Below are 936 nucleotides of genomic sequence, written 5' to 3' on the forward strand. Positions count from 1 at the left end.
ATATACAAAGAATATAAATGCAAAGAATATAATGAGAATAAGAATAACAACACTAATAATAATAGTCTTATCTTTTAGACTGAGATTAGAAAATTTGTCTTCTTCACTCATTATTCCAACTCCTTTTTCTGGAAAATCAATTTCATTGTACCATGAAATATCTATTAAAAAACTACGAATTATGGGAAAATAAGGTGACAAAAAGTAAGATTTCATGTAAAATTATTAATAAGGTTTTTATTTAACTAAATGAAATAAAAGGGGCTGTCAAAATTGTCTCAAAATCGAGAACAATTAATGGAAGAACTATCGACAAATGTGTTTGCTATGTTTCGCACGTTGCGTAATGATATTGGAAAAATATTTGGTGGTTATATACCGTGGAATGAGTTCATCGTCCTTAGAATATTGAATCGTACGAATAAAGAAATGGTATCACGTGTAGCGAATGAGTTAAATGTGTCGAATAGTCATATTACAGCTGTTACAGAAAAATTAATTAATAAAGGTTTTGTAACTCGTTCACGCTCTACGTCAGATCGCCGAGTTGTATATTTGGAGATTACAGAACAAGGGAAAGATTTAGTGGCGAAAATGGAAGGTGAGAAAAAGAAATATTTACAAGAAAGATTTTCCACACTTTCAGAAGATGAAATGGATATAATGATATCTATTTCTAAAAAACTTATTTAAATAATTACAAATAAGAAAACGCTTACCTAATGAAAAAGAAGACCTTCCTCATATATGGAAGGTCTTCTTCTGTGTGTAATAGATGATAAAAAATAAAATGTGTATGAAAAAAGATAGAGCGCCATACTACTAATAAAGGAAGGAGGTAGAAATATGACGAATCGTAATGGTAGTAAAGGTAGCGGAAATCAAGGTTCACCGAAATCAGGGCAATTCCAGCAGGAGTTTAGTACTGAATTTGAA

At 30.4% G+C, this 936-nt stretch carries 1 protein-coding gene and 1 pseudogene; both read left to right on the forward strand.

Features of this window, described 5'->3' with window-relative positions; translation table 11 throughout:
* Window positions 1-273: 273 nt before the first annotated feature.
* Window positions 274-693 carry a MarR family winged helix-turn-helix transcriptional regulator gene (locus AC1DJR_RS31605; RefSeq protein ID WP_477004430.1) on the forward strand — a complete coding sequence of 140 codons (420 nt, stop codon included), beginning with the start codon at window positions 274-276 and terminating at the stop codon, window positions 691-693.
* A gap of 153 nt (window positions 694-846) precedes the next feature.
* Window positions 847-936 (forward strand): annotated as a pseudogene (locus AC1DJR_RS31610) (imidazoleglycerol-phosphate dehydratase); the annotation flags it as partial.

This window comes from Bacillus sp. 05T31, from assembly GCF_056396725.1.